Raw genomic sequence first — 25,361 nt, forward strand, 5'->3', positions numbered from 1 at the left:
TGATGTCCCTGGATGCACCGGCCGCCGCGCGCGGCCCCGTGAGGCGCGCGCTGGACGGTCTGTACGCACTGGGAGGCGCCCTGGCCGCCCTGTGCGTGCTGGGCATCCTGGTCTTGATGGTCTGGGCGTCCCTCGGGCGTTTGCTCGAGTGGCGCGTGTCCTGGGTCAACGACGTGGTGGCCTGGCTGTGCGCCGCCGCCGCGTTTCTGGGCATGGCCTACAGCTTTCGCAATGGCGACTTCGTGCGCGTCACGCTGCTGCTGGAGGTGGCAAGCCCGCGTGTGCGACCCTGGCTGGAGGTGTTCGCCCTCGTGGTGGCAACCGCCATGGTGAGCTACCTCGGCTACTGGGCCGCGCTCTTCACTTACGAGAGCTACGTCTTCAACGACATCGCCGGCAACATGGTCGCCATCCCGATCTGGATCCCGCAGATGAGCGTCGTGGTCGGCACCCTCATCCTGGTGATCGCGGCGCTGGACGAATGCGTCACCGTGCTGCGCGGTGGCCGCCCGAGTTATGTGGTGCGCGTCGAGGAGCGGCACGCGCGCGGTGATTTTTCCGAGGAGCTTTGAATGGGCCTGCTTGAAATCGGGGCCCTGCTGCTCTTCATCATGCTGCTGATGCTCGGTGGCGGGGTCTGGATCGCCATGACGCTGGCCATCGTCGGCTGGGTCGGCCAGGCCTTCTTCACCACCACGCTACCGGGCAAGAACCTCTTCACCGCCTTCTGGGAGACCACGGCCAGCTGGGAACTCGCGGCCCTGCCGCTGTTCATCTGGATGGGCGAGATCCTCTACCGCACCCGGCTGTCCGAGCAGATGTTCGACGGCCTCTCGCCCTGGCTCTCGCGCGTGCCTGGCCGCCTGATGCACACCACCGTGCTCGGCTGCGGCATCTTCGGCTCGGTCTCCGGCTCGTCCGCCGCCACCTGCGCCACGATCGCCAAGGTCGCCTTGCCCGAGCTGGACAAGCGCGGCTATGACCGCAACCTCGCCCTCGGCTCACTCGCCGCAGCCGGCGGCCTGGGCATCCTGATCCCGCCGTCCATCACCATGGTGGTGTACGCCGTGGCGGCCGACGCCAGCGTGATCCGCCTTTTCCTCGCCGGCTTCCTGCCGGGCTTCCTGTTGATGGGCCTGTTCTCCGGCTACATCATCTGGTGGAGCCTGCGCAACCCCGACAAGGTGCCACCGGCCGAGGCGCCCACCACCTTCGCCGAAAAAATGCGGCGCTCCGGCAGCCTCATTCCCTGCGGCCTGCTCATCGTCTTCATCGTCTGGGTGCTGGTCTCGGGCATTGCCACGGCCACCGAATGCGCGGCCTACGGCGTGGTCGGCTCGCTCGCCATCGCGGGCGTGAGCCGGCAGCTGACCTGGCGCAACTTCTGGCAGGGCCTCACCGGCGCCACGCGCGTGAGCTGCATGATCATGTTCATCCTCGCGGGCGCCGCCTTCCTCACCAAGACCATGGCGTTCACCGGCATCCCGCGCGAGCTCGCCGAACTGGTCGAGCGCCTGGACCTCTCGCCCTACGGCCTCATCTTCGTGCTGGTGATCGTCTACCTCGTGCTCGGCGCGGCGCTCGACGGCATCAGCATGATCGTGCTGACCGCCGCCGTGGTACTGCCCATGATCCAGCAAGCCGGTTTCGACCTCGTGTGGTTCGGCATCTTCATCATCATGCTGATCGAGATCGCGGAGATCACGCCGCCGGTGGGCTTCAACCTGTTCGTGTTACAGAACATGACCGGCATCGACAGCAACCGCATCGCCAAGGTCACCCTGCCCTTCTTCGCCTGCATGATCCTGGCCATCGCACTCATCACCGTCTTCCCTTCCATCGTCACCGTGCTGCCCGACCTGTTCATGGGCAAGGAACGGTAGTTGTAACAGCCGGCCCGAGTCGCATCCTCTACACTGACGCATCCCCGCCGCCACCGTGCGGCGGTTTGCTTTTTTTGAGGATTTCCCCGTGTTCAAGAATGTGACGATCTACCGCATCGCGCCCGGCTGGTCCGCGACGCTGGAAGCCATGGAAGCTGCGCTGGACGCAGCCCGTTTCGTGCCCTGCGGCGCTTCGCAGGACAAATCGGTGGGCTGGGTCGAGCCGCGCGGCGAGGCCCATGGCCCGCTGGTGGAATCGGTGGCCGGCCAACGCATCCTGAAGTTTCAGATGGAGACCAAGGGCGTGCCCGGCTCCGTGGTGCGCAAGAAGGCGCAGGAAGAAGCCGACCACATCGAGGCCACCACCGGCCGCAAGCCTGGCAAAAAGGAAACCAAGGCCTTGCGCGAAGACGCGCTGCTGGCCCTGCTGCCGCAGGCGTTCGCGCGCGAAATGAACGTCTGGGTCTGGATCGACCTGCAGAATGGCTGGCTGGTCACCGACGCGAGCAGCCAGGGCAAACTGGACGAGCTGGTGACGGCCCTCGTGCGCGCCTTCGACGGTCTGGCCATCACGCTGTTGCAAACCGCCGTGACGCCGCAGACCGCCATGACGCAATGGCTCTCGGCCACCACGCCCGACGAATGGCCGGGCGGCTTCGCGGTGGAGCGCGAGTGCGAGCTCAAGTCGGGCGACGAGGAGAAGTCGGCCGTGAAATTCACGCGCCACAACCTCGCCACCGAAGAGGTGCGCAAGCACATCACCGAAGGCAAGCTGCCCACGCGCCTGGCCATGAGCTGGGAAGGCCGCATCGGCTTCACCCTCACCGAGTCGCTGGCGGTCAAGAAGATCAACTTCCTCGAAGGCGTGTTCGACGGCCGGGCCGACGAAGGCGAGAACGGCTTTGACGCCGACGTGGCGCTGTCCACCGGTGAGCTGCAGAAGCTCATTCCCGAGCTGATCGAAGCGCTCGGTGGCGAGATGGCTTTCGGCGCAGCGGCTGCGGACGGCGAGGCGACGCCCGCACCGGCCCCTCGCGAACCCGTCACCGCCGACGCGGACGACGAAGGCCCGCCGTTCTGATCGGCATTGAGCCCCCGACAACGCCGTGCACAGCGTCATCGCCATCAGCCTCGGTGCCGTGCTCGGCGCCCTCGCGCGCTGGCGCCTGAGCCTCTGGCTCAACCAGAGCGCGGCGGTGCTGCCCTGGGGCACGCTGGCGGCGAACTGGATCGGCGCCTACGTGGTGGGCGTGGCGGTGGTGTTCTTTCAAAGCCAGACGCAACTCGACCCGGCCTGGCGGCTCGCGGTCATCACGGGTTTCCTGGGCGCGCTCACCACCTTCTCGACCTTCTCGGCCGAGGTCCTGGGCATGCTCCAGCACGGCCGCGTGCTTCTGGCCATCGGCACCACCAGCCTGCACCTGTTCGGCTCGCTGTTGCTGACCTGGCTGGGCATGCGCACAGCGGCGGTCTGGTTCACGCCGGTTTAACCCGGTCAGGTCGGCGCAACGTCCTCGTGCAGGCACAGGTAGTTGCCTTCCGGGTCCTTGAACCAGGCGGCCTTTTCCGAGCCGAGCACACACACGTGGTTGACGGTCTTGAAGTCCGGGAAATCGTAGTCCTCGAACACCACGCCCGCCTTCTTCAACACGCCAATGGTCGCGGCGATGTCGTCGACCTGGAAGCTGATCGCGGTGTGTTCGGCCTTGGTGCCTTCGGGCTTGGGAAACAGCGCCAGGGTGCTGCCACCCACCCGGTAGACGAACTTGCCATCCGGTCGCAAACCGCCGGGCACCAGCCCAAGGCGCCCTTCGTAGAACCCGCGCGCCCGATCCATGTCGATGACCGGGAGCATGGTGGTAACCGCAGCATTGGCCAGCATATGCAGTCCTTTCTCAGCGCAGTGGAACTGGCGTCGAAGAACCCATTCGGGGCTCGGTGAGCCAGCGGTCCAGTATAGGACCGGGCGGCGGATTTGTGGCTCTGTGAGCCACCGAACAGACGCCGCAAAACGCCCGCCGAATACTCACGACAAGGTCGCACCAGGCGACCCGCACGCGACGCTTCCGGGAGACACACCATGGCATCCACGCACAGCACGAACAGCCCCCAGCGCAAGGGCTCGGCCCACAGTCCGCAGTCTCACGTCGACCGGCAGAAAAAGCGGCCGTCCCGCATGGTTCGAGAGCAGCCCGACGACACACCGCGAGACCAGCGCATCCCCGGCTCACCGCTGGGCAGCCGTCAGATGGGCTGAGCATCGTCCTCCCCAGCGGCCCGCCATGCGCGGGCTCTTCTTCGTGTGGACGTGACACGCGAAGCGCGACACACTCCACCAGGAGGTGCGATATGGAAACCGCTGTTCCCGAAGTCACCACGGAATTTCTGCAGGCGTTTGCCGACGCATGGAACCGGCACGATGTGGACGCGCTCATGTCGTTCATGACCGAGGATTGCGTCTTCGAATCGTCTGCCGGCCCCGATGCCTGTGGCGCCCGCTACGTCGGAAGGGAGGCCGTGCGCGCTGCGTTCTCGGACGTCTGGGCCGTCTTCCCGGACGCCCATTGGGCAGATGCGCGCCATTGTGTCCAGGGAGACCGAGGGGTTTCGGAATGGACGTTTCGGGGCACACGGTCGGATGGCTCGCGCGTTGAAGTGCACGGTTGCGATCTGTTCACGTTTCGAGCCGGCAAGATTCTCCTGAAGAACTCCTACCGAAAAAACCGCACGCCCTCCTGAGCCGACGCCCCCACCACCTCAAGGGGACTCCCGGTCGCGCACGTACACGATCGCCTCCGCCCGTGTGTGCACACCCAGCTTGTCGAAGATGCTCGACACCTGGTTGCGCACCGTTTTCTCGCTCTTGCTCAACTGCAACGCGATGGCCGCGTTGTCCAGGCCGAGGGCCACCAGGCGCAACACGTCGCGCTCGGCGGGTGTCAGCACCGCGTTGTCATCGGCCGGCGCGCTGCCCAGAAAGTTGCGCAGTTCGAGCAGGAAGGTGGACCACGCCGGCTCGGTGTCGAGCAGCACGTGGTTGTCGCTCTCCAGCGGCACGAAACGCGCCCCCGGGATCAGCGCCGCCAGTCGCAGCCCTTCGTCGAACGGCACGCGCGCGTCGCCGCGCGCGTGCAACACCAGCGTGGGCACGCGCAATTGGCGCGCGAGTGCGGTCACGTCGACGCGGTGAAACGCGTCGAGCGTGCGCGCAGCGTTCTCGGGGCTGGCGGTCAGGCGCTCCAGTTCGTTCCACCACTGGTGCTGCGCCGGCGTGCCGCCGGGAATGAACTGGTTGGTAAACACCTGGCGGAAGGCGGCGTTGTCGCGGCCCCAGCCCAGGCGGATCAGGTTGACCAGGGTCTCTGCTTCCAGCCGCTCGGCATCGTGGGTGGCGCGCTGCAGCGCGCCGCGCGCGTACGCACCGGGCAGGACCAGGTGCGACACCTTCTCGGGATGCCGCACGGCATAGGCGATCGCCACCGCGCCGCCTTGCGACATGCCGATCAGCGGGAAGCGGCGCAGGCCCAGGCTGTCGACCACGGCCTCGAGGTCGCCCACCCAGGCGTCGAGCGAGAAGTCCGCCACCGCGCTGTCGGACAGGCCGCAACCGCGTTGGTCGTAGCGGATGTACTGGTGGTCGCGCGCGAGCTCGGCCAGCCACGGCCGCCAGACCGGGCTGTGCAGGTCGTGTTCGACATGGCTCAGCCAGTGCGCGGCACGCAGCAGCGGCGGACCCGAGCCGATCGAGGCGATGGCAATGCGCGTGCCATCGGCCGCGGTACAGAAGCGCAGGCTCTGGCGCAGGTTCGAGGGTGGGCTCGGCACGGCGGGCATGCGCCATTCTCGCGCGCCTGGGCCGCGCGTCCTATGCCTTTGCGGCTGCGCTCTACCCACTCGGGGGACGTGGGACATCCACCCCATGCGCCAGCGCGCGCACCGGTGAATCCTTCGTTCACGTCGACACGACGGACCCCACCCGAAAGGAAGCGCCATGCAAACCCACACCACCCCGCTCGACACGCCGCGTTACGCCAGGACCATCGAAGTCTCCAAACGCATCCGCTGGGACATCGACCACGACGTGATCCGTGGCCGCGGCTTCGACCTCAACCACACCTTCCTGCCCGACGGCCTGTCGCTGGCCGACGAACTGCCCTTCCTGAGCCCCGGCGAACACCGCTTCCTGAGCCAGGTACAGGGCCGCACCTACGCCAACATGTTCGGCCTGGTCGAACGCTTCATTGGCGCGAAGATGCTGGAGGTGAGCCGCGACCACTGGCTCGGTGACCAGACCGCGCTTGAAGCCATCGTGCGCTTCACCGACGAGGAATTGAAGCACCAGGAGCTGTTCCGCCGCATCGAGCAGCTGGTGGCGGTGGACATGCCCATCGGCTACCGCTTCGACATCTCCCCCAACGACGTGGCCGCGTTCGTGCTGGGCAAATCCACCTGGGCCGTGCTGGCGCTCACCTGCCACATCGAGCTGTTCTCGCAGGCGCACTACCGCGCCAGCATCGACGCCGCCACGGGCCTGTCACCGCTCTTCAAGGATGTGTTCCTGTTCCACTGGAAGGAAGAGTCGCAGCACGCGATCATCGACGAGCTGGAATGGGCGCGTGAAGACGCCAAGCTGACGTCCGACGCCCAACGCGATGCGGCGGTGGACGACCTGATCGCGCTGGTCGGCGGCGTCGACGGCATCCTGCAGGCGCAGGCCAAGGCCGACGCGGCGTACTTTCTGAACGTCAGCGGCATGGCCGGTGACCGGGAGCACGCCGAGCAGGTGAACGCCACGCTGCTCAAGGCCTACCGCTGGCAGTACATCGTCTCCGGCGCGCTGGAGCCGAGGTTCCAGAAGCTGCTGGGCGGTCTCGTCAGCGCGGCGCAGATGGCGCGCATCCAGGCCGCACTGGAACCGCTCAGTTACGCCGTGCCGGCGCGTGCGCAGTCGGTGCACTGACGCTTGCGTCTTTCAGACGTTCTCCGGTTCGAAGAAGCGCCGCGACAGACCCTTGCGTCCCGGATAGAACTTGAAATACGGCCGCGCCTGGTCCACGGTGCGCGCCACCGAAGGGCGTTCCAGCAAGCGTTCGAAGTAGGCCGCCAGGCGGTCGTGCTCCGGCGCCAACGGCACGTAGGTCACGGCATAGAACAAGGCGGGCGCGGCGGCGCAATCGGCCATGCTGAAGGCGCCGCCCGTCACCCAGTTTCGCCCCTCAAGATGTTGGTCGATCATGGCGTAGGACGACAGCAGCATGTCGCGGGCACGGGTCACGTTGAGCGGATCGCGCTCGGCTTCGGCCCGCAACAGATCCGCCGTGAAGGCCTGCATCGGCGTCATCACGTACAGGTCGAACAGGCGGTCCCACAAACGCACTTCCAGCGCTTCATTCGCATCGTGCGGGATCAGCGTGCGGCCGGGCGCGGCATGTGTGCGCTGCAGGTGCTCGATGATGATGCTCGTCTCGGGAACAACCTCTCCCTTGTCGATCAGCAAGGGCATCTTGCCGGTCGGCCACAGCGCGAGGAACGCGGCACGTTCCGCGGGATCGCCCAGGTTCAGCAGGCGCTTGTCGGCCTGGACGCCCAGCTCATCGAGCGCGATCAGCACCTTGTGGCAGTAGGAAGACAGCGGGTGGTAGTGCAGCGTCAGAGCGGTCATGTTTGTCATCCATCGTTTCCAGATGGAGAATCTTAAGTTGACGCGCCCCACCGTGCGATATCGAACAGACGCCCATCGGCGCCGCTTTCATATTGAGCAGCATGACCGACGTCCGCAAAGGCCAGGCACCCGATCCGCTGACACGCCAACAGTTCAGCGAACGGTTTCGCGCCTTCTTCGTGGACCCGGCGTTCCGCGCCGAGGACCAGAGCATCGAACGCCTCGAAGCCATCGCCTGGGACGCCTACATCGAAGGCCGCAAGGCACCGCTGACGCAGAAGGCGGGCCCGGGCTACGCCGACCCCGAGTACGAGCTGTCGTCCGAATGGGTGGCCACGAAGACCCGCATCGACGCGGCGCAGGCGCGCTGGTCCCGGCCCGAAACACCGTCGCGCGTGCTGCTGATCTGCGGCTCTGCGCGCAACGACGGCACCTGTCCTGGCGAAATGTCCAAGACCTTCCGGCTCACGAAGATCGCGCGGAAAGCGCTGGAGCAGGAAAAGATGGACGTGGACCTGCTGGACCTGAGCCTGCTCACCTCCAGCTACGCGCTGCACATCCACCCTTGCAAGGGCTGCGTGTCCACCGCCCAGCCGCTCTGCCACTGGCCCTGCAGCTGCTACCCCAACCACGCGCTGAACCAGACGCACGACTGGATGGCCGAGATCTACGAGCGCTGGACCGCCGCGCACGCGGTGCTCATCGTCACCCCGGTCTACTGGTACCAGAGCCCGAGCCCGCTCAAGCTGATGATCGACCGCCTGGTCTGCGCCGACGGCGGCAACCCCGACCCGACCTCCACCGGCGGCAAGAACCCCGCCAAGGCCAAGGCCGTCGAGGAAGCCGGCTGGGACTACCCGCAGCACCTGGCCGGGCGGGCCTACGGCGTGGTGGTGCACGGCGACGTGGCGGGCATCGAAGGCACGCGCCGCTCGCTGTGCGACTGGCTGGACTGGATGGGTTTCATCGACGCCGGCGCCCACGCCCGGCTGGACCGTTTCATCGGCTACTACGAGCCTTACTACAACAGCCACGATGCCCTGGACGAGGACACCGGCGTGCAGGAAGAAACGCGCAACGTGGCGCTGGCCGTGGCCCACGCGGTGGTGGCGTTGCGCGCCGGGCAGCTGCAGGCGGTGCAACCCAGGCTGGAGCGTCCCCGGCCCAAGTAGGCCCGCACCCCAACCGGGTTATTCTCCCGGCCAACCGACGGAGCCACGGGCTCGGGTTCCGACCCCCGCCGAACTCTGTGGCCGCGTGAGCGTCCAACCCGTCACATGAACAAGATACTCGTCTGCGCCGCCCTGCTGGTGCTGTCTGTCGGCGCTTCGGCGCAAGCGCTGTGGCGCGGCGTGCCCGCGGGCGCGACCGTGGCCCAAGTCAGCGCCCTCGTTCCCGAGGCCTTGCCCGCACCGGCGGACACGCCGGCCAGCGCCGACGGCCGCGTGCTGCTGCACATTCCCCGCGTCGAACTGGTCGATGCCGACTTCGCGGTGGACTTCGCCTTCGAGCAGGACAAGCTCACGCGCGTCGTGCTGCAGGCGCACACCGATTCGGCCACGCAGGCGCGGGCCATCGCGCAGCGGCTCACGGCCTCGCTGCGGTCGAGCTACGGGCTGGAAATCAGCACCAAGAGCCGGCAGGAACCCTTGACGCCGGGCATCGACCGCAAGTGGTCGTACCGCCGGGCCAGCGTGCACCTGCAGGTGGTCGAGGGCACGGTGGTGCGCCTGCGCTACGGCGCGGAAGCCACCCGGCCCTCCAGCCCGCTCTGACGCCACCCGCGCCGGTGCCGCGTCTCAATTTGAGAATCGTTGGAACCAGAGGCGCGATTTCAGGGTAAACCCGCAAATCACCGCCCGTCGCGCGTGCTCAACTTGTTATGCCCCACCACCACAACAAGGAGACAAACCATGCAGGTTCAACTCACGGTCAACGGCAAACCCGTGACCCTCGACGCGCCGCCCCACACGCTGCTGGTCCAGGCGATCCGCGAACACCTCAAACTCACCGGCACCCACGTGGGTTGCGACACCGCGCAATGCGGCGCCTGCACGGTGTTGCTCGACGGCATGGCGGTGAAGTCCTGCAACATGTTGTTGGCCCAGGTGGCGGGCCGTGACGTCACCACCATCGAAGGCCTGGCGGCCGCCGACGGCACCATGCACCCGATGCAGGCCGCGTTCAAGGATTGCCATGGCCTGCAGTGCGGCTTCTGCACGCCCGGCATGGTGATGAGTTCGGTGAGCCTGTGCAAGTCGAACCCCGGCGCGAGCGCGACCGAGATCCGCGAACTCCTCGAAGGCAACCTGTGCCGCTGCACCGGTTACCAGAACATCGTCAAGGCTGTGCAGCAAGGCGCTGCCAGCATGAAAGCCTGAGGAGCAAAACATCATGGGTGCATCCGACTTCTCCAAACTCCCGCACATCGGCGAATCGCTGCTGCGCAAGGAGGACTACCGCTTCCTGACCGGTGCCGGTCAGTACACCGACGACATCGTGTTGCCCAACATGCACCACGCGGTCTTCGTGCGTTCGCCGCACGCGCACGCCAACATCCGCAAGATCGACAAGAGCGCCGCGCTCAAGGCCCCGGGCGTGATCGGTGTGCTGGACGGCAACGACGTCGCGGCCGACAAGGTCAACGGCCTGCCCTGCGGCTGGCTCATCACCGATACCGCCGGCCAGCCCATGAAGGAGCCACCGCACCCCATCCTCGCCTTCGGCAAGGTGCGCTACGTGGGCGACCACGTCGCCATGGTGGTGGCCGACACGCTGGAGAACGCGAAGAACGCCGCCGAGTTGGTGGACGTGGACTACGAACCACTGGCCGCCGTGGTGGACGTGCGCGACGCGCAGAAATCGGGTGCGCCCACGCTGCACGACGCCGCCGCCGACAACCACTGCTACAAGTGGGCCATCGGTGACCAGGGGCAGGTCGACGCCGCGTTCGCCAACGCCGCGCACGTGACCAAGATCGACCTGATCAACAACCGCCTCGCGCCCAACCCGATGGAGCCGCGCGCGGCCATCGCCACCTACAACCGCGCGGGTGACGATTACACGCTCTACGTGGCCAACCAGAACCCGCACGTCGAGCGCCTGCTCATGACGGCCTTCGTGCTCGGCCTGCCCGAGCACAAGGTGCGCGTGATCGCACCCGACGTGGGCGGTGGCTTCGGCGCGAAGATCTTCCTGTACGCCGAAGACGTGTGCCTGACGTGGGCGTCGAAGAAGCTCAACTGCGCGATCAAGTGGAACTGCGACCGCTCGGAAGCCTTCCTGTGCGACGCCCACGGCCGCGACCACGTGACGCATGCCGAAATGGCGCTCGACAAGGACGGTCACTTCCTCGCCTTCAAGGTGCACACCGACGCCAACCTCGGCGCCTACCTCTCCACCTTCTCCACCGCCGTGCCGACCATCCTGTACGCCACGCTGCTCGCCGGCCAGTACAAGACGCCGCAGGTCTACGTGGAGGTGGACGCGTGGTTCACCAACACCTCGCCCGTCGACGCCTACAGGGGCGCGGGCCGACCCGAGGCCACCTACCTGCTCGAGCGCATCGTCAGCCGCGCCGCATGGGAAACCGGCCTGTCGCAAGACGAGATCCGACGCCGCAACTTCATCACCGAGTTCCCGTACCAGACGCCGGTGGCGCTGCAGTACGACACGGGTGACTTCCCGGCCTGCATGGAGAAAGCGAACGAGCTGGCCGAGATGGCCAGCTTCGAGCAGCGCAAGTCCGCCTCCAAGGCCAAGGGCTTGCTGCGCGGCGTGGGCTACAGCAGCTACATCGAGGCCTGCGGTCTCGCGCCGTCGAACGTGGCGGGTGCGCTCGGTGCGCGCGCTGGCCTGTTCGAATGCGGCGAAGTGCGCGTGCACCCCACCGGCAGCGTGACGGTGTTCACCGGCTCGCACAGCCACGGCCAGGGGCATGAGACCACCTTCGCGCAGGTGGTGGCCTCGCGCCTGGGCTTGGACCCATCGCAGGTCGACATCGTGCACGGCGACACCGGCCGCGTGCCCTTCGGCATGGGCACCTACGGCTCGCGCTCCATCTCGGTGGGCGGTGCGGCCATCATGCGCGCGCTCGACAAGATCGAAGCCAAGGCGAAGAAGATCGCGGCCCATTTGATGGAAACGGGCGATGCCGATGTGGACTTCGCCAACGGCGAGTTCACCGTGAAAGGCACCGACAAGAAGGTCACCTTCGGCCAGGTCGCGCTCACTGCCTATGTGCCGCACAACTACCCGCTGGACAAGCTGGAGCCGGGCCTGAACGAAACCGCGTTCTACGACCCGACCAACTTCACCTTCCCCGCGGGCACGCACATCTGCGAAGTGGAGGTGGACCCGAACACCGGCGTGGTGCGCATCGACCGCTTCACCGCGGTGGACGACTTCGGCACCATCATCAACCCGATGATCGTGGAAGGCCAGGTGCATGGCGGTCTCACCCAGGGCATTGGCCAGGCGCTGCTCGAGAACTGCGTGTACGACCGCGAAACCGGCCAGCTCGTGACCGGCTCGTTCATGGACTACGCCATGCCGCGCGCCGACGACGTGCCCGACTTCCGCCTGGGCCACGTGTGCACCCCCTGCACCACCAACCCGCTGGGCACCAAGGGCTGCGGCGAGGCCGGTGCCATCGGCTCGCCGCCGGCGGTGATCAACGCCGTGCTGGACGCGCTCGCGCCGCTCGGTGTGAAAGACATCGACATGCCCGCCAGCCCCGCCCGCGTGTGGGAAGCCATTCGCTCGGCCAAGCAGTAAGGAGCACACCATGTACGCATTCACACTCGAACAGCCCAAGACCCTGGCCGACGCCAAGCGCTTCAGCAGCGGTGGCGCGCAACCCCTGGCCGGTGGCCAGACCCTGATCGCCTCGATGAAGCAGCGCCTGCTGCGGCCGGAGAACCTGGTGGACCTCGGCGGCATTGCCGACCTGCGCGGCGTCAAGGTCGAGGGGCAGAACGTCGTCATCGGCGCCATGACCTGCCACCAGGACGTGGCCAACAACGCCGACGTGCGCAAACACATCCCCGCGCTGGCGGCGCTGGCCGACGGCATTGGTGACCGCCAGGTCCGCGCGCGCGGCACCATCGGTGGTTCCCTGGCCAACAACGACCCCGCCGCCTGTTACCCCAGCGCGGTGCTGGGCCTGGGCGCCACCGTCGTCACCGACAAGCGCGAGATCGCCGCCGACGATTTCTTCCAGGGCCTCTACACCACCGCGCTGGAGCCGGGCGAGCTGATCACCGCGGTCCGTTTCCCCGTCCCCACCAAGGCGGCTTACGCCAAGTTCCGCCAGCCGGCTTCGCGTTTCGCGCTGGTGGGCGTGTTCGTGGCGCAGACCGCGGGTGGCGCGCGCGTGGCCATCACCGGCACGGGCAACGGCGTGTTCCGCCACAAGGGGCTGGAAGCGGCGCTGGGCAAGAGCTTCACGCCCGACGCGGTGAAAGACGTGGCGATCGACGCCAGCGACATCAGCGGCGACCTGCACGCCAGCGCGGCCTACCGGGCGCACCTCGTCACCGTGCAGACGCAGGCCGCGGTGCGGCAGGCGAACGGTGGATGACGCGGGTGCCCGACGACACCAGCACCATCGACGGCCTCACCCATGCCCTGCAGGGTGTGGGCTACCACGCTCCCCGGCGGCTGGCCACCGCCGTGTTTCTCGCGATGCGCCTGCAGCGCCCGCTGCTGCTCGAAGGCGAGCCCGGCGTGGGCAAGACCGAGCTCGCCAAGGCCTTGGCCAAGGTGCTCGGCCGCCCGCTGCTGCGCCTGCAGTGTTACGACGGCATGGAGCAGCGCGAGGCTCTCTACGAATGGAACCACACCGCGCAGCTGCTGCACATGCGCGCGGCGCAGGCCACGTCCACGCCCGACGAGATCGAGCGCGAGGTCTACCAGGCGCGCTACCTGATCCGCCGACCCTTGTTGCAGGCGCTGCAAACGCCCGAGCCGGGCGCGGTGTTGTTGATCGACGAGGTGGACCGCGCGGACGAACCGTTCGAGGCCTTCCTGCTCGAATACCTGGGCGAATACCAGGTGAGCATTCCCGAACTCGGCACCATCAAGGCCGTGGCCGCGCCACTGACCATCCTCACCAGCAACCGCACGCGCGACCTCAACGACGCGGTGAAGCGCCGTTGCCTGTACCAGTGGCTCGACTACCCCGACCGCGAGCGTGAACTCGCCATCGTGAAGAGCCAGGTGCCCGAGGCCAGCGCGGCGCTCACCGAGCAGGTCACGCGCTTTGTCTCGCGCCTGCGCAACCAGCCGTTCGCCAACGCCTTCCAGCGCAGTCCTGGCATCGCGGAAAGTGTGGAATGGGCGAAGGCTTTGGTGGCGCTGGACACGCTCACGCTGGACCCGGAGGTGATCCAGGACACGGCCGGCATCCTCTTCAAGCAGCGCGAGGATGTGGCGGCCTTGTTGCCGATCCTCGACCAGTTGCTCGCGCCGGAACCTGTATGAATTCGGGGACCTTGCTTGCTTGTTTTGCTTCTGGTTCGAATTCGGGGTCCTTCCTTGCCTGGGTCTTCTCAGGGCCGCTGGTGCGTGTGCCCGTTCTCCGGCGCGGGCTCGCGGGCGTCTGCTCGGGTGCTCATGCACCTCTTCGTCAACACCGCGGTTGGCATGCACGCTCTGTGGCAACCGCGAATGGCGCCTGCGCCCGGACACCCACCCCATCGACCCCAGTGGCACCCAGGCACGCCACCGAAAACAGCCGCGGGCACACCCACGCGCAGCTCAACCCGGTAGCACCCAGATGAGCGCCCGCCACGGCCTTCACGCAGTGGTGCGGGGATGCCCGAGCAGACGCCCGCGAGCCCGCGCCGGAGAACGCGGACCACGCCAGCCGGCAGCGCGATGTGCTGGCATAAAAAAGCGATGTGCAGGTACAAACCAGGCAGAACAAAAATGATCCTGGGCGACGCAAGAAGCGGGAAGCTGCCCGACCACATCACCGCCTTCGGCCGCGCCTTGCGCCGTGCTGGTGTGCCGGTGGACAGCAGCCGCGTGGTGCTCGCCATCACCGCCGCTGAAATGGTGGGCGTGGCGCGCCGCGACGACCTGCGCGCCGCGCTCGAAGCCGTGATGGTCAGCCGCCCGCAGGACATCGGCGTGTTCGACGAGATGTTCGACGCCTTCTTCCGCAACCCCGAACTCGCCCAACAACTGCTCTCCCAGATGCTGCCCAAGGCCGCGAAAGCGAACCCCGTGCGGCGCAAGGCGCGCGTGCAGGAAGCCCTGAGCGTGGCCGGCCTGAAGGCGCGCACGCCCAACCAGGGCGAGACCGAACTGAAGATCGATGCGGCCATGACCGCCAGCGACCAGCAGCGCCTGCGCCACGCCGACTTTGCCGGCCTCTCCGCCAGCGAGTTTCGCCTCGTCGAACAGCTCGTGCGCGAGATCCCCCTGCCCTTGCCGCCCATCCGCTCGCGCCGCGAACGCGCCGCATCGCGCGGCCACCGCCCGAACTGGGCGCGCGCCCTGCAGGAGGCGCGCCGGCACGACGGCGAGCTGCTGCGCGTGCCCATGATGAGCCGCCGGCCACAGCCGCTGCCGTTGCTGATCCTGGTCGACATCTCCGGCTCCATGGAACGCTACGCGCGCCTGCTGCTCGCCTTCCTGCACCAGGCCACGCACGGCACGCCGCGCACGGCCTTCGCTTTCGGCACCGAGTTGACCGACCTGCGCGCCGCGTTTCGCCACAGCGACACCGACCAGATGCTCGAACTCGCCAACGACGCCATCGCCGATTTTGCGGGCGGCACGCGCCTGGGCGCGTCGCTCGCCCAACTGCGCACCCGGCACAAACGTTGCCTCGTGGGCCGGCGCACCGTGGTGCTGCTCATCACCGACGGCCTGGACACCGGCACACCCGAGCAACTCGAAGAAGAGCTGCAATGGCTCGGCCGCCACAGCCGCAAGCTGCTCTGGCTCAACCCGCTGCTGCGCTACGACGGCTATGCACCGCTGGCCACCGGCGCGAGCGTGCTGCACCGCCACGCGCACGGCATGCTCGCCGTGCACAACCTCAGCCGACTCGAAGACCTCGCGCGGTCCATGGCTGCGTTGATGCAACGCGGCTGAAATCCGCCATTTCATTCATCATCCCGACCTGACAGGAGAACCCCCATGGACATGCAAGGCAGCCGCACGCTCGCCGTCACCCAACAACAAGCCTGGGAAGCCCTCAACGACCCGGAGATGCTCAAAGCCTGCATCCCGGGTTGCGAAAAATTCGAAGCCACCGAACCCAATACCTACGCTGTCACCACCGCCATCAAGATCGGCCCCGTGGCCGCGCGCTTCAGCGGGCGCGTGCTGCTCTCCGACATCGTGCCGCCGCAGTCGTACAAGATCGGCTTCGACGCACAAGGTGGCGTGGCCGGCTTCGGCAAGGGCGAGGCCGCCGTGCAGCTCACGCCCAAAGACACCGGCTGCGAACTCGGCTACACCGTGCACTCCACCGTGGGTGGGAAAATCGCGCAATTGGGCCAACGCCTGATCGATGGCGCGGCCAAGTCGCTGGCCGAAGACTTCTTCCGCCGCTTCGACGAAGCCCTGCAGAGCCGCTACCCGAGCGCCGCGACCACCACCGCCGCCGTTGTCGCAGCCCCCGCGCCGGTGGCCAGCAAGGGCATGCCGAGCTGGGCCTGGGCCGCCATCGCGATCGTCGTGGCTGCGGTGATTTACATGACAACGAAAGGATAGAAAGAGTGGAAAACCTGGATGTCACCGTCCTGCGCACGCTGCAAGGCTGGCGCGCACAGGGACGGCGCGCCCTTCTCGCCACGGTCGTGCGCACCTGGGGCTCTTCGCCGCGACCGGTGGGCTCGGTCATGGCGCTGTGCGAAACCGGCGCGGTGGTCGGCTCGGTCTCGGGCGGCTGCATCGAAGACGACCTGATCTACCGCTACAGCCGCGCGCACGGCGCGGTGCAAGGCAGCAGCGCGCCCCCCGGCATCACGCACGAAATTCCCACCGGCCCACCCGAGCACGTGAAGTACGGTGTGAGCGCGGATGAGGCCCACCGCTTCGGCCTGCCCTGCGGTGGCACGCTGGAACTGGTGCTCGAATTCAACCCCGATGCCACCTCGCTCGCCGAGCTGGTGGGCACGCTCTCCAGCGGCAGTCTGGTGGAGCGGCGCACCGAGCTGGCCACCGGCCGCGTGGAACTGCGCGCCGCCGCCACGCCCGCGGCACTGGAAGACGAAGGGGGCTGGCTCAGCAACACCTTCGGCCCCGAGTACCGCATGCTGCTCATCGGCGCGGGCCAGCTCACCGAATACCTCGCCACCATGGCGCTGTTCAACGGCTTCGCGGTCACCGTGTGCGACCCGCGCGAGGAATACCGCGGCGCATGGGCGGTGCCCGGCGTCGAGATCGTCACCGACATGCCCGACGACGTGGTGCGCGCCTTCAACGTCGACCGCCGCAGCTGCGTGATCGCGCTCACGCACGACCCCAAGCTGGACGACCTCGCCCTGCTCGAAGCACTCGAGACCGAAGCCTTCTACGTCGGCGCGATCGGCTCGCGCCGCAACAACGAAGCGCGCCACGCACGCATGATCGAGCACTTCGACCAGACGCCCGAGAGCCTGGCGCGCCTGCGCGGCCCGATCGGCATCTACATCGGCAGCAAGACCCCGGCCGAGATCGCGGTGAGCGTGATGGCCGAGGTGCTCGCGGTGAAGAACGGCGTGCCGCTGCCACGCGACATGGAAGTGGCGAACGCGAAAAACACGCTGTCCGCTGCGGAGGCCTCTGCCCCCACCTGCTTCGTGTCGCCATGAAAACCGGCTTCGTCATCCTCGCGGCGGGCGCCGGCCGGCGCATGGGCGGCGTCGCCAAATGCCTGCTGGAACTGGAAGGCCGCAGCCTGCTGGAGCGCCTGCTCACCCACCTGCAACCGCTGCGCGGCAAAGCGCGGCACGACCTGGTGCTGGTGCTCGGCCACCACGCGCACGACGTCCAGGCCCACGTGACGCGCCTGCCCGATGCGCTTGCACCCTTGTGCGTGATCAACCCCCGGCCGGAAGACGACACCGCGTCATCGCTGCGTGCGGGCCTGCGCGCATTGGCGCACGACGTCAAGCAGGTGGTGGTGCTGCTGGCCGATCAACCGCTGATCGACGGTGCCGACGTGCAGGCCGCGCTGGATGCGTTCAGCGCGCGCGGCCCCGGCATCCGTGTGCAGGTGCCCATGGTGCACGGCCAGCCCGGGCACCCGGTGATCTTCGATGCGAGCGTGCGCGACGCCCTGATCGCCACCCCCATGCAACCCAGCCTGCGCCAGTGGCGCGCCGCGCACCCCGAGGCCGTGCGCCTGTGGGCGGTGGACAACCCGCACTACACGCGCGATCTGGACACCACGGCCGACCTGGAAGCGCTGGTGCGCGAAACGCGCTGGAGCTGGCGCTGGCCCGGAACGGGATAAATCCTGTCGGGTGGGCGGCTCTTCCTGTGCAACACCACGATCGAGAGCGCTCCAGCGGTTCCAACACAGCTTCAAAAAACGCTGCTCTAATGGCAGGGCGCTCCACGGATTCATCATCAGCCCGGCCCCGGCCCAGCCAACCCCCTGACGATCGTGACCCCACAGCCCCAGCCATCGGTTCCTCAGCAGCAGCGTCTGGCCCTGATCGAGCAGGCGCGCAAGACCGTACTGGAATCGCGCGCGCCCCTCCACCAGCCCGTGCTGGCACCCTGGATCGAACGCTCCTGGCGCCGCTGCCTGGAGATCGGACTCGAACCGCACCAGCACATCACGTTCGACACCGTCACCAGCAGTGCGGCGCGCCACGCCATCGACGCCAACCAGCCGCTGCTGCGTGCCGCGGCGCCCGTCATCCAGTCCCTCGCGCGGGCCATGGCGCACACGCGCTACTTCGCGATCCTCACCGACGCCAGCGGCGTGGTGATCGACGTCAATGGTCCGGTGGACCGGCACGACCCCCATGCCATCAGCATCGCGCGCATCGGCATCGATCTGTCGGAGCGCGCCGTGGGCACCACCGCCATCGGCACCACGCTGGCCGACCTGCAACCGGTCTGGCTGCACCGGGGCGAGCATTTCTTCGACGACACCAGCGTCTACAGCTGCGCGGGCGCGCCCATCTGGGGACCGAGCGGCCAGTGCGTGGGCATGCTCGACCTCACCGGCGTCAACGTCATCGAGCAACCCGCGCTCAAGCACCTGGTGACGCAGTCGGCGCGCAGCATCGAGAATGCCCTCACCCTGGGCCAGCCACACCGCCTGCTGCTGTGCCTGAGCTGGCCGGGCCGCATGCCGGGCGACGCCAGCGACGGCCTGGTCTGCGTGGATGCCGACGGCCAGATCGCCGCGCTCAACCGCTCGGCCGCCGACATGCTCGGCATCGCGGCTGGCCTGGCGCCAGGCCACTGCAGCGAGTTGCTGGCGGTGCCGGTGGAAACATTGTTCGACGCGGCACGCCTGCAGCGCGGCCCGCTCGAAGTGCCGCTGTGGTCCGGCCTGCGCCTGAGCGTGCTGGCCCAGCTCAACCCCGGCGGCGAACGCGGCCCGCTGCATGGCACCAGCCATGGCCTGCCGCTCAAGGATGTGGAGACCGCCATGATCCGCAAGGCGGTGGACGACGCGCGCGGCAACGTGAAGGAAGCGGCACGCGCGCTGGGCATCAGCCGTGCGACGGTGTACCGCAAGCTGGGTGCGCAGCGCGAGCGCGGCTGAGCCGCTCGGTCCTCAAGCCGGATCTTGCGCGCCCAGCTCGGCCAGTTCGGTCTCGGTGAACACGCGCGAACGCGTGTGGAACGCCTTGCCCTCGGGGCCTTCGAGCGAGAAGGTGCCGCCGTGGCCCTCGATCACGTCGATGATGAGCTGCGTGTGCCGCCAGTACGCGTACTGCGCCTTGCCGATGTAGAACGGACAGCCGCCGATGTCGCCGAGGTACACGTCGCCCGCGCCGGTGGTGATCTCGCCCAGCAGGTAGCAGTTGGCCGCGCTGTTGTCGCAGCAGCCGCCGGACTGGTGGAACATGAGGCCGGGGCCGTGCTGGCGCTTGAGCAACTCGATCAGCTCGACCGCGGCCGGGGTGGCGACGACTTTTTCAACCATGCGTGTCTCCTTGTGTGAAAGACCAACAGGGAAAGCGGTCGCCCGCCTCCCCTGTTTCACGAACAGAGCCCGTGGCCGGTCAGAAGAACCCCAGCTTGTTCTCGCTGTAGCTGACCAACAAATTCTTCGTCTGCTGGTAGTGGTCGAGCATCATCTTGTGCGTCTCGCGCCCGATGCCCGACTCCTTGTAGCCGCCGAAGGCCGCGTGCGCCGGGTAGGCGTGGTAGCAGTTGGTCCACACGCGCCCGGCCTTGATGGCGCGGCCCATGCGGTACGCCACGTTGCCGTTGCGGCTCCACACACCGGCGCCCAGGCCGTACAGCGTGTCGTTCGCGATCGCCAGCGCTTCGGCTTCGTCTTTGAAGGTGGTCACGGCCAGCACGGGGCCGAAGATTTCTTCCTGGAAGATGCGCATCTTGTTGTGGCCCTTGAACAGCGTGGGCTGCACGTAGTAACCGCCCTCGAGGTCGCCGCCCAGGTTGGCCTGTCCGCCACCGGCCAGCACCTCGGCGCCTTCCTGCTTGCCCAGGTCCAGGTACGAGAGGATCTTGGTGAGTTGTTCCTTCGAGGCCTGCGCGCCCATCATGCTGTCGGTGTCCAGCGGGTTGGCGTGCTTGATCGCGGCCACGCGCTTCAACACGCGTTCCATGAACTTGTCGTAGATGCTTTCGTGGATCAGCGCGCGCGACGGGCAGGTGCACACCTCGCCCTGGTTGAAGGCGAACAGCACCAGGCCTTCGATGGCCTTGTCGAGGAAGCTGTCGTCCTCGTCCATCACGTCGGCGAAGAAGATGTTGGGCGACTTGCCACCGAGCTCCAGCGTGGCCGGAATCAGGTTGTTCGCCGCGGCCTGCGCGATCACGCGACCGGTGGTGGTGGAGCCGGTGAACGCGATCTTGGCGATGCGCTTGCTGGTGGCCAGCGGCATGCCGGCTTCGCGGCCGTAACCGTTGACGATGTTGAGCACACCCGGTGGCAGCAGGTCGGCGATGAGGTCGGCCAGGATCAGGATGCTGATGGGGGTGGATTCCGCCGGCTTGAGCACCACGCAGTTGCCGGCGCCGAGTGCGGGCGCGAGCTTCCACGCCGCCATCAGGATGGGGAAGTTCCACGGAATGATCTGGCCGATCACGCCCAGCGGTTCCTGGATGTGGTACGCCACCGTGTGCTCGTCGATGTGGCTCAGCGCGCCTTCCTGCGCGCGCACGCAACCCGCGAAGTAGCGGAAGTGGTCCACGGTGAGCGGGATGTCGGCGTTGAGCGTTTCGCGGATCGCCTTGCCGTTGTCCACGGTCTCGGCGTAGGCCAGCAGCTCCAGGTTGGCTTCGATGCGGTCGGCGATCTTCAGCAGCACGTTGGCGCGCTCGGCTGCCGAGGTCTTGCCCCAGGCATCGGCCGCGGCGTGCGCGGCGTCGAGCGCGAGTTCGATGTCTTCGGCGGTCGAACGCGCGGCACGCGTGTAGACCTTGCCCGAGACGGGCGTGATGACGTCGAAGTACTGGCCTTTGACCGGCGCCGTCCAGCGACCGCCAATGAAGTTGTCGTACTGGGCTTTGTAGGCGATCTTGGCGCCGGCGGCGCCGGGGGCTGCGTAAAGCATGTTGTCTTCCTCTGGGTGAACGTTGATGGCAAGGCCTGTGACATCAGGCCCTCTGTTCACTTCAAGTTCCATGCCATGGGGTTTGGCGAGAAAAGCGCTGCACGAATGCACACAGGGACCGTGCGGACTGTTCCGCAACCGCGCACACGCGGGAAAGCCCTGTCACAAACCGGCACAACACGCGGCGCACCGAACGCGACAAAAAAAGAAGCCACTGGTTGCGCGTGCAACCCGTGGCTTCCTTGACTTGAAAACGGATCAGGGCGCGGTGAGCGTCAGCCCGTGCTTCTGGAAGATGGCCAACAGTTCGCCGCTGTCGCGCAGGGCCTTCATGGCCTGCTCCAGCGCCTGGCCCAGGTCCTTGTGCTCGGCCTTGACCGCCATGCCCACGGGCCAGCCGGTGTCGGGCACACCACCGAGCGCGAGCGCGCTCAAGCGGATGTGACCTGGGCGCGGCTCGGTGTGCGAGAGCACCGACTCGGCCTGCGCGCGCGTCACGTACGCGGCGGCGGCCTTGCCCTCCACCACGGCCTGCACCGCGAGCTCACCGCTGTTGTGAATGCCGACCTGCGCGCGCAGCAGGCCGCCGCCATACCCCATGAGCGCACTGGCCGCGCCAGCACCGCGCTCGGCCGCCAGCGGCAGGCCCTTGAGATCTTCGGGGCTGCCCACTTCTGCGATGCGGTGCGTGTCGCTCACCAGCACCAGCTGCTGGCGCATGTAGGGCGCGAGGATCAGCACCTGGCGGTTCTTCTGCATCAGGTACTTGTCCACCGGCACCTGCAGCATCACGTCCGCCGGGCCGTAGCCCAGGTAGTGGCCGCGCCAGACCATGTTGCGCAGGTCGTCGTTCATGTTCTCGCCCGCGTCGAACGGCAGCAAGGACAGCTGGAGCTTGAGCTGGCGCGCCAGCGCGCCCGCGATCGACACGTCCAGCCCGTGGATGTGATTGGCGGGGCCATCGGAGAACGGCGCGTTGTCCTTGTAGACCGCCACCTTCAGCGCGCCGCTGGCGCGGATGCGTTCGAGGTCGCTCAAGTCGGTCTGCGCGCGCGCCGACAGCGGCACGCTCGCGGCGAGCAGGGTCGCCAGCACCTGCCGGCGGTCGGGGTGGCGGTGTTGTGCCATGCGGGCCTCCGGTTTCAGGGCTCGCGCCGGGTTTCAAGGTAGGTCTTGATCGACCAGATCGCTTCCTGCGACAGCGTGCCTTCGAACGGCGGCATGTACACGCGCCCGTCGCGCACGCGGCCGCGGCGCACGGTGGCCATGTAGAAGTCGTCCATCTCCTTGAAGCAAGCGGCCTTCTTCGCCGCGTCGGCAAGGCCCGTGCATTCGCCATCGAACTTGCGCAGGTCGGGCGAGATGCCGCCCGAGATCGCTTCCAGGCCGTGGCAGCGCGCGCAGTTCTGGTTGTAGGCCGAGGTGCCGATGCGCAAGGCCTCCTTGTGCGCGGGGCCGGTGCTGTAGGGATTGGCGTCGAGCCACTTCGCGCCGAGCTGCGGCAAGGTGCTGGTGTCCACCGCTTGCGGCGTGACATCGCCATGCGCCATCACCGCCGCCACACCACAGGTGATGGCGAGTGCGAGCAGGCCACGCGCACCGCGCGAGGGGAGAGAGAAACGGGGGATCTTCATGGGCTTGTCTCCGGGTTCAGAAAGGGGCTTTTCCAACGTGGCCTGCAAATAGCGGGCCATCGCTTTCGGAACGGGAGATACGCAAGGGGCGGGCCTGACGGTGTGCCCGGTCAGGCCTGTGCAAGGTGTGCCAATTTGAATCACACCGTTCGCTGTTGAACGCGTCGCGGGTGCCTTGTGTGTCAACTTTGCGCGCCACACCCTGGCACAGGGCATGGCGAGTTCCTTGCTAACACCGGAGTCGAGACACCAGAGGACATGTTGTTGCACCTCGGGATTAACCAGTGTTGCCCACAGGGAGCGTTATGAAGAGAATGGCATGAACCCGCGCGACCAGGACGACAGCCCGTCTGACGACCCGGAGCACCCGCCACGATGGGTGCCCGACTACTGGGGGGGATTCCCCCCGGATCCAGGAGACCACATGAGTGCTGCCCTCTTCACGCCCCCTGGCGGCAGACACGATGCGCCCGCGCCCTCCGGCCCGGACGGCAACGCGCCACCCGATCCCATCGGCCAGGCCCACCGGCGCTCGCAGGCCTATGGCATCGGCGCCACCGACGCACCCGATTTCTCCAGCCCTGGCGTGGGCCTGCTCAACGATGTGCGGGAAGAAAACCGCTTCCTGTTCCAGCACGCCGCACCGGTCATGGAAACGCTGTACGACCAGATCGTGAACACCCACAGCATGGTGCTGCTCACCTCCGCCAAGGGCCTGGTGCTGCACTCGCTGGGCGACACCGATTTTCTGGAGAAGGCGTCGCAGGTCGCGCTCACGCCGGGCATGGACTGGTCGGAGAAGAACAAGGGCACGAACGCGATCGGCACCGCGCTCAGCGAAGAAGAAGCGCTCACCGTGCACGGCAGCCAGCACTACATGGATGCCAACAAGTTCCTGACCTGCTCGTGCTCGCCGATCTTCGACCCGTACGGCCAGGTCATCGGCGCGCTGGACGTGACGGGCGACCACCGCAGCTACCACCAGCACACGCTGGCGCTGGTGCGCATGTCGGCGCAGATGATCGAGAACCACATGTTCGCGGACATCTTCCCCAAGGCCATCCGCATCCACTTCCACACCCGCTCCGAGTTCCTCGGCACGCTGGTCGAAGGCATCGCCGTGTTCTCGCCCGAAGGCCGTTTTCTCTCGGCCAACCGCAGTGCGCAATTCCAGTTCGGGCTGCCGTTCAGCGCGCTCAAGGCGCACACCTTCTCGTCGTTGTTCGGCCTGCCGATCTCGGCGCTGTGCGATCTGTTCAGCGGCTCCATGCCGACACCCAAACAGCTGTGCATGCACAACGGCGTGTCGGTGTGGTGCCGCGTCAAGATCAAGGCCACCAATCCCTGGTCGGGTGGCAAGCCCACGGGCGCCGCGCCCGAGACCGCTGCACCCGCCGCCACCGCCGAACCGCTCAAGCCCACCGGCAGGAAGATGCAGTTCTCCTCGCTGCAGTACCTGGACACGGGTGACCCGCAGGTATCGACCGTGATTCACAAATTGCGCCGGGTCTCGGGGCGCGACATCCCGGTGATGATCCTCGGCGAAACCGGCACCGGCAAGGACCTGCTGGCCCAGGCGATCCACGGCGATTCCACGCGCTCGGCGCAGCCCTTCGTGTCGGTGAACTGCGCGTCGATCCCCGACACGCTGATCGAGTCCGAGCTGTTCGGCTACGAAGAAGGCGCCTTCACCGGCGCGCGCAAGAAGGGCTCCATCGGCAAGATCCTCCAGGCCCACGGCGGCACGCTGTTCCTCGACGAAATCGGCGACATGCCCAAGCACTTGCAAGCCCGCTTGCTGCGCGTGCTGCAGGACCGCAAGGTCAGCCCGCTGGGCGCGGGCAAGGAGGTGGAGGTGGACGTGACGGTGATCAGCGCCACACACAAGAACCTCAAGGACATGATCGCGCGCGGCGACTTCCGCGAAGACCTCTACTACCGCCTCAACGGCCTGGTGGTGCGCCTGCCGGCGCTGCGCGAGCGCACCGACTTCGAGCTGGTGGTGCACAAGATCCTCCAGGCGCTGTGCGACCAGGGACAACACGTTGGCATCTCGCCCAACGTCATGGCGCTGTTCAAGCGCTACCAGTGGCCGGGCAACTTCCGCCAGTTGCACAACCTGCTGCGCACGGCCGTGGTCATGGTGGGCAACGACGGCGTGATCGACGTGGCGCACCTGCCCGACGATTTCCTCGACGAACTCGAACACAGCCAGACGCCCGACGGGGTGGACGGCGCGCTGGTCGACGGTTTTGGCCCGGCGGCCAGCATCGAACCCCTGCCCCCGCAGCCCCTGAGCGAGGTCGCGCCCGGCGATGGCCAGCGCCTGCAGGACGTGGCGCTCAGCGCCATGGCGCAGATGCTGCGCCTGCACAAGGGCAATGTGTCGGCGGCGGCGAAGGCGCTGGGCGTGTCGCGCAACACCATCTACCGCAAGAAGGACCAGCTACCGCCCGACCTGCTCGGTTGA

General features: G+C 67.3%; 26 protein-coding genes. 19 read left to right on the top strand and 7 right to left on the bottom strand.

Annotated features, from left to right (window positions below; genetic code table 11):
* Window positions 1–2 precede the first annotated feature (2 nt).
* The 4 genes from FFS09_RS18970 (at window position 3) to crcB (ending at window position 3,373) form a co-directional block, all read left to right on the top strand.
* Window positions 3–572: a TRAP transporter small permease gene (locus FFS09_RS18970; RefSeq protein WP_137920460.1), complete on the top strand. Its 570-nt coding sequence runs from the start codon at window positions 3–5 to the stop codon at window positions 570–572.
* A complete protein-coding gene (locus FFS09_RS18975; protein WP_137920461.1) occupies window positions 573–1,883 on the top strand; it encodes a TRAP transporter large permease in 1,311 nt (436 codons plus the stop codon).
* 88 nt (window positions 1,884–1,971) lie between these two features.
* The gene (locus tag FFS09_RS18980) at window positions 1,972–2,964 is read left to right on the top strand and encodes a recombination-associated protein RdgC (protein ID WP_137920462.1); all 993 of its coding nucleotides are present in this window, start codon (window positions 1,972–1,974) and stop codon (window positions 2,962–2,964) included.
* Between the two features lie 25 nt (window positions 2,965–2,989).
* Complete coding sequence (gene crcB, locus FFS09_RS18985; RefSeq protein ID WP_137920463.1) at window positions 2,990–3,373, top strand: fluoride efflux transporter CrcB; 384 nt, start codon at window positions 2,990–2,992, stop codon at window positions 3,371–3,373.
* 5 nt (window positions 3,374–3,378) lie between these two features.
* Here the strand turns inward: crcB and FFS09_RS18990 are convergent, their stop codons facing one another.
* Window positions 3,379–3,765 carry a VOC family protein gene (locus tag FFS09_RS18990; RefSeq protein WP_137920464.1) on the bottom strand — a complete coding sequence of 129 codons (387 nt, stop codon included), beginning with the start codon at window positions 3,763–3,765 and terminating at the stop codon, window positions 3,379–3,381.
* A 198-nt stretch (window positions 3,766–3,963) separates the two neighbouring features.
* On the opposite strand from FFS09_RS18990, the gene FFS09_RS30690 reads away from it, so the two are divergent.
* Together FFS09_RS30690 and FFS09_RS18995 are read left to right on the top strand one after the other, a co-directional pair.
* Complete coding sequence (locus tag FFS09_RS30690; RefSeq protein WP_171020095.1) at window positions 3,964–4,140, top strand: hypothetical protein; 177 nt, start codon at window positions 3,964–3,966, stop codon at window positions 4,138–4,140.
* A 92-nt stretch (window positions 4,141–4,232) separates the two neighbouring features.
* On the top strand, window positions 4,233–4,622 hold the full coding sequence (locus tag FFS09_RS18995; RefSeq protein ID WP_137920465.1) for a nuclear transport factor 2 family protein: 390 nt from the start codon (window positions 4,233–4,235) through the stop codon (window positions 4,620–4,622).
* Window positions 4,623–4,640: 18 nt separating this feature from the next.
* Here FFS09_RS18995 and FFS09_RS19000 read toward each other — a convergent pair whose 3' ends face one another.
* On the bottom strand, window positions 4,641–5,717 hold the full coding sequence (locus FFS09_RS19000; protein WP_137920466.1) for an alpha/beta fold hydrolase: 1,077 nt from the start codon (window positions 5,715–5,717) through the stop codon (window positions 4,641–4,643).
* Window positions 5,718–5,874: 157 nt separating this feature from the next.
* Here FFS09_RS19000 and FFS09_RS19005 point away from each other — a divergent pair, with 157 nt between their 5' ends.
* Window positions 5,875–6,843 (top strand): hypothetical protein, encoded by a 969-nt coding sequence (locus FFS09_RS19005; protein WP_137920467.1) that lies wholly within the window; start codon window positions 5,875–5,877, stop codon window positions 6,841–6,843.
* Window positions 6,844–6,855: 12 nt separating this feature from the next.
* Here FFS09_RS19005 and FFS09_RS19010 read toward each other — a convergent pair whose 3' ends face one another.
* Window positions 6,856–7,545, bottom strand: coding sequence for a glutathione S-transferase family protein (locus FFS09_RS19010; RefSeq protein WP_137920468.1), 690 nt, complete (start codon window positions 7,543–7,545; stop codon window positions 6,856–6,858).
* Window positions 7,546–7,646: 101 nt separating this feature from the next.
* On the opposite strand from FFS09_RS19010, the gene FFS09_RS19015 reads away from it, so the two are divergent.
* The 11 genes from FFS09_RS19015 to FFS09_RS19065 all read left to right on the top strand — a co-directional run bounded on the left by FFS09_RS19015 (window position 7,647) and on the right by FFS09_RS19065 (window position 19,273).
* Window positions 7,647–8,717 (top strand): flavodoxin family protein, encoded by a 1,071-nt coding sequence (locus FFS09_RS19015; RefSeq protein WP_137920469.1) that lies wholly within the window; start codon window positions 7,647–7,649, stop codon window positions 8,715–8,717.
* A 105-nt stretch (window positions 8,718–8,822) separates the two neighbouring features.
* Entirely contained in the window at window positions 8,823–9,320 is a 498-nt protein-coding gene (locus FFS09_RS19020) for a hypothetical protein (protein WP_137920470.1), read from the top strand.
* Between the two features lie 138 nt (window positions 9,321–9,458).
* A complete protein-coding gene (locus tag FFS09_RS19025; RefSeq protein ID WP_137920471.1) occupies window positions 9,459–9,926 on the top strand; it encodes a (2Fe-2S)-binding protein in 468 nt (155 codons plus the stop codon).
* A 13-nt stretch (window positions 9,927–9,939) separates the two neighbouring features.
* Window positions 9,940–12,321, top strand: coding sequence for a xanthine dehydrogenase family protein molybdopterin-binding subunit (locus FFS09_RS19030; RefSeq protein WP_137920472.1), 2,382 nt, complete (start codon window positions 9,940–9,942; stop codon window positions 12,319–12,321).
* A 10-nt stretch (window positions 12,322–12,331) separates the two neighbouring features.
* Window positions 12,332–13,126: an FAD binding domain-containing protein gene (locus tag FFS09_RS19035; protein WP_137920473.1), complete on the top strand. Its 795-nt coding sequence runs from the start codon at window positions 12,332–12,334 to the stop codon at window positions 13,124–13,126.
* Window positions 13,123–14,028, top strand: coding sequence for an AAA family ATPase (locus FFS09_RS19040; protein WP_137920474.1), 906 nt, complete (start codon window positions 13,123–13,125; stop codon window positions 14,026–14,028). Before FFS09_RS19035 ends, FFS09_RS19040 begins: the two co-directional genes overlap by 4 nt.
* Before the next feature lie 447 nt (window positions 14,029–14,475).
* Window positions 14,476–15,651, top strand: a complete 1,176-nt coding sequence (locus tag FFS09_RS19045; RefSeq protein WP_137920475.1) for a vWA domain-containing protein — start codon at window positions 14,476–14,478, stop codon at window positions 15,649–15,651.
* Between the two features lie 45 nt (window positions 15,652–15,696).
* Complete coding sequence (locus FFS09_RS19050; RefSeq protein WP_137920476.1) at window positions 15,697–16,275, top strand: SRPBCC family protein; 579 nt, start codon at window positions 15,697–15,699, stop codon at window positions 16,273–16,275.
* 5 nt (window positions 16,276–16,280) lie between these two features.
* A complete protein-coding gene (locus FFS09_RS19055) occupies window positions 16,281–17,357 on the top strand; it encodes an XdhC family protein (protein WP_137920477.1) in 1,077 nt (358 codons plus the stop codon).
* On the top strand, window positions 17,354–18,001 hold the full coding sequence (locus tag FFS09_RS19060; RefSeq protein ID WP_137920478.1) for a nucleotidyltransferase family protein: 648 nt from the start codon (window positions 17,354–17,356) through the stop codon (window positions 17,999–18,001). Before FFS09_RS19055 ends, FFS09_RS19060 begins: the two co-directional genes overlap by 4 nt.
* Window positions 18,002–18,154: 153 nt before the next feature.
* Window positions 18,155–19,273: a helix-turn-helix domain-containing protein gene (locus FFS09_RS19065; RefSeq protein WP_252374425.1), complete on the top strand. Its 1,119-nt coding sequence runs from the start codon at window positions 18,155–18,157 to the stop codon at window positions 19,271–19,273.
* Between the two features lie 12 nt (window positions 19,274–19,285).
* Here the strand turns inward: FFS09_RS19065 and FFS09_RS19070 are convergent, their stop codons facing one another.
* The 4 genes from FFS09_RS19070 to pedF all read right to left on the bottom strand — a co-directional run bounded on the left by FFS09_RS19070 (window position 19,286) and on the right by pedF (window position 22,891).
* On the bottom strand, window positions 19,286–19,657 hold the full coding sequence (locus tag FFS09_RS19070; RefSeq protein ID WP_137920480.1) for a DUF779 domain-containing protein: 372 nt from the start codon (window positions 19,655–19,657) through the stop codon (window positions 19,286–19,288).
* Between the two features lie 79 nt (window positions 19,658–19,736).
* Window positions 19,737–21,257 (bottom strand): acetaldehyde dehydrogenase ExaC, encoded by a 1,521-nt coding sequence (gene exaC / locus FFS09_RS19075; RefSeq protein WP_137920481.1) that lies wholly within the window; start codon window positions 21,255–21,257, stop codon window positions 19,737–19,739.
* A 258-nt stretch (window positions 21,258–21,515) separates the two neighbouring features.
* Entirely contained in the window at window positions 21,516–22,385 is an 870-nt protein-coding gene (locus FFS09_RS19080; protein WP_137920482.1) for a substrate-binding periplasmic protein, read from the bottom strand.
* 14 nt (window positions 22,386–22,399) lie between these two features.
* Complete coding sequence (pedF, locus tag FFS09_RS19085; protein ID WP_137920483.1) at window positions 22,400–22,891, bottom strand: cytochrome c-550 PedF; 492 nt, start codon at window positions 22,889–22,891, stop codon at window positions 22,400–22,402.
* A gap of 424 nt (window positions 22,892–23,315) precedes the next feature.
* On the opposite strand from pedF, the gene FFS09_RS19090 reads away from it, so the two are divergent.
* Window positions 23,316–25,361 carry a sigma-54-dependent Fis family transcriptional regulator gene (locus FFS09_RS19090; RefSeq protein WP_137920484.1) on the top strand — a complete coding sequence of 682 codons (2,046 nt, stop codon included), beginning with the start codon at window positions 23,316–23,318 and terminating at the stop codon, window positions 25,359–25,361.

Source organism: Hydrogenophaga sp. 2FB (genome assembly GCF_005503365.1).
Classification (GTDB): Bacteria; Pseudomonadota; Gammaproteobacteria; order Burkholderiales; family Burkholderiaceae_C; genus Hydrogenophaga.

Coding starts and splice junctions, on each gene's coding strand:
- FFS09_RS19050 (WP_137920476.1), top strand. CDS start 15,697: ATGGACATGCAAGGCAGCCGCACGCTCGCCGTCACCCAACAACAAGCC.
- FFS09_RS18975 (WP_137920461.1), top strand. CDS start 573: ATGGGCCTGCTTGAAATCGGGGCCCTGCTGCTCTTCATCATGCTGCTG.
- FFS09_RS18970 (WP_137920460.1), top strand. CDS start 3: ATGTCCCTGGATGCACCGGCCGCCGCGCGCGGCCCCGTGAGGCGCGCG.
- FFS09_RS18995 (WP_137920465.1), top strand. CDS start 4,233: ATGGAAACCGCTGTTCCCGAAGTCACCACGGAATTTCTGCAGGCGTTT.
- FFS09_RS19015 (WP_137920469.1), top strand. CDS start 7,647: ATGACCGACGTCCGCAAAGGCCAGGCACCCGATCCGCTGACACGCCAA.
- exaC (WP_137920481.1), bottom strand. CDS start 21,257: ATGCTTTACGCAGCCCCCGGCGCCGCCGGCGCCAAGATCGCCTACAAA.
- FFS09_RS19090 (WP_137920484.1), top strand. CDS start 23,316: ATGAGTGCTGCCCTCTTCACGCCCCCTGGCGGCAGACACGATGCGCCC.
- FFS09_RS19010 (WP_137920468.1), bottom strand. CDS start 7,545: ATGACCGCTCTGACGCTGCACTACCACCCGCTGTCTTCCTACTGCCAC.
- FFS09_RS19000 (WP_137920466.1), bottom strand. CDS start 5,717: ATGCCCGCCGTGCCGAGCCCACCCTCGAACCTGCGCCAGAGCCTGCGC.
- FFS09_RS19045 (WP_137920475.1), top strand. CDS start 14,476: ATGATCCTGGGCGACGCAAGAAGCGGGAAGCTGCCCGACCACATCACC.
- FFS09_RS18990 (WP_137920464.1), bottom strand. CDS start 3,765: ATGCTGGCCAATGCTGCGGTTACCACCATGCTCCCGGTCATCGACATG.
- FFS09_RS19060 (WP_137920478.1), top strand. CDS start 17,354: ATGAAAACCGGCTTCGTCATCCTCGCGGCGGGCGCCGGCCGGCGCATG.
- FFS09_RS19070 (WP_137920480.1), bottom strand. CDS start 19,657: ATGGTTGAAAAAGTCGTCGCCACCCCGGCCGCGGTCGAGCTGATCGAG.
- FFS09_RS19080 (WP_137920482.1), bottom strand. CDS start 22,385: ATGGCACAACACCGCCACCCCGACCGCCGGCAGGTGCTGGCGACCCTG.
- FFS09_RS19035 (WP_137920473.1), top strand. CDS start 12,332: ATGTACGCATTCACACTCGAACAGCCCAAGACCCTGGCCGACGCCAAG.
- FFS09_RS19040 (WP_137920474.1), top strand. CDS start 13,123: ATGACGCGGGTGCCCGACGACACCAGCACCATCGACGGCCTCACCCAT.
- FFS09_RS19025 (WP_137920471.1), top strand. CDS start 9,459: ATGCAGGTTCAACTCACGGTCAACGGCAAACCCGTGACCCTCGACGCG.
- pedF (WP_137920483.1), bottom strand. CDS start 22,891: ATGAAGATCCCCCGTTTCTCTCTCCCCTCGCGCGGTGCGCGTGGCCTG.
- FFS09_RS19030 (WP_137920472.1), top strand. CDS start 9,940: ATGGGTGCATCCGACTTCTCCAAACTCCCGCACATCGGCGAATCGCTG.
- FFS09_RS19005 (WP_137920467.1), top strand. CDS start 5,875: ATGCAAACCCACACCACCCCGCTCGACACGCCGCGTTACGCCAGGACC.
- FFS09_RS30690 (WP_171020095.1), top strand. CDS start 3,964: ATGGCATCCACGCACAGCACGAACAGCCCCCAGCGCAAGGGCTCGGCC.
- FFS09_RS19020 (WP_137920470.1), top strand. CDS start 8,823: ATGAACAAGATACTCGTCTGCGCCGCCCTGCTGGTGCTGTCTGTCGGC.